Here is a 4,157-nt window from a genome sequence, read left to right on the forward strand (position 1 = left end):
GGCTTCGGCATGAAGGTCGCGGTCTTGCCGTTGCGCCAGGCCACGTTCTTCACGATGTACTTGAAGAGCTGGAGGTCGTCGGCCGCGGCGAGCAGCGTGTTGAACTTGTAGTTGATCTCGGCCTGACCGGCGGTGCCCACCTCGTGGTGCTGGCGCTCGACCTGGAGGCCGGAGTTGGCCAGCTCCAGGGAGATCTCGGCACGCAGGTCGGCGAAGTGGTCGACCGGCGGGGTCGGGAAGTACCCGCCCTTGTAGCGGACCTTGTAGCCACGGTTGTTCTCGACCGCACCGGTGTTCCAGGCGCCGGCCTCGGAGTCGATGTGGTAGAAGGACTCGTTCGCGCCGGTCGCGAAGCGCACGGAGTCGAAGACGTAGAACTCCGCCTCGGGGCCGAAGTAGGCCGTGTCGGCGATGCCCGTCGACGCCAGGTACGCCTCCGCCTTCTTGGCCACGTTGCGCGGGTCACGGGAGTACTGCTCGCCCGTGATCGGGTCGTGGATGAAGAAGTTGATGTTGACCGTCTTGTCACGGCGGAACGGGTCGACCCGCGCCGTGGAGAGGTCGGCGCGGAGCGCCATGTCGGACTCGTGGATGGCCTGGAAGCCGCGGATCGAGGAGCCGTCGAAGGCGAGTTCCTCATCCGGGTCGAAGGCCGTCGCCGGCAGCGTGAAGTGCTGCATCACACCCGGCAGGTCGCAGAAGCGGACGTCGATGAACTTGACGTCCTCGTCCGCGATGTACTTCTTGGCCTCGTCGGCGTTCTGGAACATCCAGCTCCTCCTACTCCCGGCCGTCCGTGCCGGGGTGGCAGTTAGTTCGTGCGGCCAGTGCGGTGGCACACGTTGGGACCGACCTTAGGGACAGGTGATTTCTCAGGCATGACCCATTTGTTTCGACCAAGTTAACCGGAATGCGGCCGTGCCACCCACCTGTGCGAATCACAAATCGGGCGCAGTACGGTGGTCGGGTGGACAACAGGCAAGCAATGGGATCGTGGCTCTCCGGCCCGCGCGCGGCCGCGGAGGAAGCAGGTGTCGACTTCGGATACCGGGGCGAACAGCTCGGTCTGCCGAAGGAGGGCCCCGGCTCGATCGCCCGCCCGGGTCGCAGGCTCGCCGCCCTGGCCGTCGACTGGGGCCTGTGCCTCCTGATCGCATACGGCCTCATCGCGGACAGCTACCACGAGGCCGCGCAGGTCTGGGCGCCGCTCATTCTCCTCGTGCTGCTCCTCCTCACCCTGGGCACGCTCGGCTACACCCCGGGCAAGAGACTTCTCGGCCTCCGTGTCGTCGCCCTGGACACCGGCCGGGTCAACCCCCTGCGCGCCGCGCTGCGCACGGTCCTCTTCTTCCTCGCCCTCCCGCCCCTGATCTGGGACCGCGACGGCCGCGGCCTGCACGACCGCCTGGCCCGCACCGTGGAAGTACGGATCTAGCACTTCCCCGGTTCCGTCTCGTACGACGGATAACGACGGATAACGACGGATTGCGACGGATAACGACGATGGGGCGCCCGGAGTGATCCGGGCGCCCCATCGTCGTACGAGGTCGGTGTCTTCGTGCGTCTTTGTGCCTCTTCGTGCGTCGTACGAGGAAGTCGTTCGCGTCAGCGCATCTTGCCGCCGCGCGGCATGCGCGCGCCCTTGGGCATGGGGCCCTTCGGCACCGGCATGTTGCTCATCAGGTCGCCCATCGCGCGCAGCCGGTCGTTGGTGGCGGTCACCTGGGGGCCGGCGAGAACGCGGGGGAGCTTCAGCATGGTCGTGCGGAGCTTCTTCAGAGAGATCTGGCCCTCACCCGTGCCGACCAGCAGGTCGTGCACCGGTACGTCCGAGACGATGCGGGCCATCTTCTTCTTCTCGGCGGCCAGCAGGCTCTTCACCCGGTTCGGGTTGCCCTCGGCGACCAGCACGATGCCGGCCTTGCCGACCGCGCGGTGCACCACGTCCTGGCTGCGGTTCATCGCCACCGCCGGAGTCGTCGTCCAGCCTCGGCCGATGTTGTCCAGCACGGCGGCCGCGGCACCCGGCTGGCCCTCCATCTGCCCGAAGGCGGCCCGCTCGGCCCGGCGCCCGAACACGATCGCCGACGCCAGGAAGGCGAGCAGGAGGCCGAGAATGCCGAGATAGATCGGGTGACCGATCAAGAAGCCGATCGCGAGGAAGACACCGAGGGTGCAAATTCCGACAGCCGCGAGTACAAGACCGATCTTCTTGTCGGCCTTGCGGGTCATCTTGTACGTCAGGGCGATCTGCTTGAGTCGCCCGGGGTTCGCGGCGTCCGCCGCGGTTTCCTTCCTCGCCATGCCGTGAAGTCTACGTGGCCTGGAACGCGCCGACGACGGCGGTGTCGCCGGGAGGCGACCAGGAGACGGCCAAGAGGTGTGGGAGGAGGTGCGGGAGGAGCTGTGGGGGAGTGTGGGGGGAGTTGCGAGGGGAGCCGTCAGGAGCGGGTGGCCAGGGCCTGTTCGAGGACGCGCTGCGCCTCGACCCGGTCCTTGGCGCGGCGGCGGTCCTCCTGGACGGAGGTCCAGGCGTTCTGGCGGGCGGTGCGCTGGCCGCTGTTCATCAGCAGCGACTCGACTGCGCGCAGTGCGTCGGTGAACGACGGAATGGGTGTGGCGCGGACGGGTGCGGTCTGCATGGTGGAGGTCCCCCCTCGGAACGGGCTCTGGGTAGGTGTGCGCATCCTGTGAAACCAGGGTCACTGATTGGTGTTACCAGGGCGTGACTTGCCGGTCAAACACCGATGAAGCCTTGATACGAAGGCGAAAACGCCGATGCGGCCCCGGCGTACGCCCTCAACTGCGAGGACGGCCGGGACCGCACCAAAAACGACGGTTACTGGCGGGTAGTCACTTGTGCGCGAATTCACACGTCTGCCACGGCCTTGCTGGGCAGGGCGGGTGACGGTGTGTCAGCGGCCGTGGCCGTTCCGGGGAGCCCGAGGGCCTCGCTCAGACCGCCTGTGAGGCGATGTAGCTGCCCCCTTGCTGCGGAGCAGCTGATTGGCGCAGCTCGATGGCCATCTGGTAGAGGCGGCCGGCGCGGTACGAGGAGCGCACCAGCGGGCCGGACATGACCCCGGAGAAGCCGATCTCCTCGGCCTCCTCCTTCAGCTCGACGAACTCGTGCGGCTTGACCCAGCGCTCGACGGGGTGGTGCCGGACGGTCGGGCGCAGGTACTGCGTGATGGTGATCAGCTCGCACCCGGCCTCGTGCAGCTGCTGGAGCGCCTCGCTGACCTCCTCACGGGTCTCGCCCATACCGAGGATCAGGTTCGACTTCGTGACCAGACCGTAGTCACGGGCGTCGGTGATGACCTTGAGTGAGCGCTCGTACCGGAAGCCGGGGCGGATGCGCTTGAAGATGCGGGGGACCGTCTCGACGTTGTGCGCGAAGACCTCGGGCCGGGAGGAGAAGACCTCGGCCAGCAGCTCCGGTACGGCGTTGAAGTCGGGCGCGAGCAGCTCGACCTTGGTGCGCCCTTCCTCCCGGCCCTCGGTCTGCTGGTGGATCTGGCGCACGGTCTCGGCGTACAGCCAGGCGCCGCCGTCCTCCAGGTCGTCGCGGGCGACGCCGGTGATCGTGGCGTAGTTCAGATCCATGGTGACCACGGACTCCCCGACGCGGCGGGGCTCGTCGCGGTCGAGTGCCTCGGGCTTGCCGGTGTCGATCTGGCAGAAGTCGCAGCGGCGGGTGCACTGGTCGCCGCCGATGAGGAAGGTGGCCTCGCGGTCCTCCCAGCATTCGTAGATGTTGGGGCAGCCGGCTTCCTGGCAGACGGTGTGCAGGCCCTCGCTCTTCACGAGGTTCTGCATCTTCGTGTACTCGGGACCCATTTTCGCCCGGGTCTTGATCCACTCGGGCTTGCGCTCGATGGGGGTCTGGGCGTTCCGGACCTCCAGGCGCAGCATCTTGCGTCCGTCGGGTGCGACTGCGGACACGATGGCTCCCTGTAGCTTCGATTCTTCGGCGTACACCAGGGTACGCCCGTGCGGTTCCCGCCCTGCGAGACGGGCAACCTTTGAGACCTGGGGTGCATTCCCGGGCCCGAGATTTCTTCGCCCCCGCCGCCCTTTCCCGTTCCCGTCCCTCGGGGGCTGCGCCCCCAGACCCCCGCTGTCGGCCTGAACGGCCTCGTCCTCAAGCGCCGGAC

The 4,157-nt window shown here is 67.6% G+C and carries 5 protein-coding genes; 1 reads left to right on the forward strand and 4 read right to left on the reverse strand.

Annotation, left to right across the window (positions count from 1 at the left end; translation table 11 throughout):
• Positions 1-770 (reverse strand): glutamine synthetase beta-grasp domain-containing protein (locus AOK08_RS21480; protein ID WP_198539332.1); only part of this gene is annotated, 770 nt, incomplete at its 3' end.
• Positions 771-967: 197 nt separating this feature from the next.
• On the opposite strand from AOK08_RS21480, the gene AOK08_RS21485 reads away from it, so the two are divergent.
• Entirely contained in the window at positions 968-1,435 is a 468-nt protein-coding gene (locus AOK08_RS21485) for an RDD family protein (protein WP_055528535.1), read from the forward strand.
• Between the two features lie 170 nt (positions 1,436-1,605).
• On the opposite strand, the gene AOK08_RS21490 is transcribed toward AOK08_RS21485, so the two are convergent.
• The 3 genes from AOK08_RS21490 to lipA all read right to left on the reverse strand — a co-directional run bounded on the left by AOK08_RS21490 (position 1,606) and on the right by lipA (position 3,945).
• Positions 1,606-2,304 carry a DUF4191 domain-containing protein gene (locus tag AOK08_RS21490; protein ID WP_055528538.1) on the reverse strand — a complete coding sequence of 233 codons (699 nt, stop codon included), beginning with the start codon at positions 2,302-2,304 and terminating at the stop codon, positions 1,606-1,608.
• A gap of 137 nt (positions 2,305-2,441) precedes the next feature.
• Complete coding sequence (locus AOK08_RS21495) at positions 2,442-2,642, reverse strand: SCO2195 family GlnR-regulated protein (RefSeq protein ID WP_055528541.1); 201 nt, start codon at positions 2,640-2,642, stop codon at positions 2,442-2,444.
• 313 nt (positions 2,643-2,955) lie between these two features.
• Complete coding sequence (gene lipA / locus AOK08_RS21500) at positions 2,956-3,945, reverse strand: lipoyl synthase (RefSeq protein ID WP_055528546.1); 990 nt, start codon at positions 3,943-3,945, stop codon at positions 2,956-2,958.
• Positions 3,946-4,157: the final 212 nt, after the last annotated feature.

Origin of the sequence: Streptomyces graminilatus (assembly GCF_001418565.1) — a bacterium.
GTDB classification, from domain to species: domain Bacteria; phylum Actinomycetota; class Actinomycetes; order Streptomycetales; family Streptomycetaceae; genus Streptomyces; species Streptomyces graminilatus.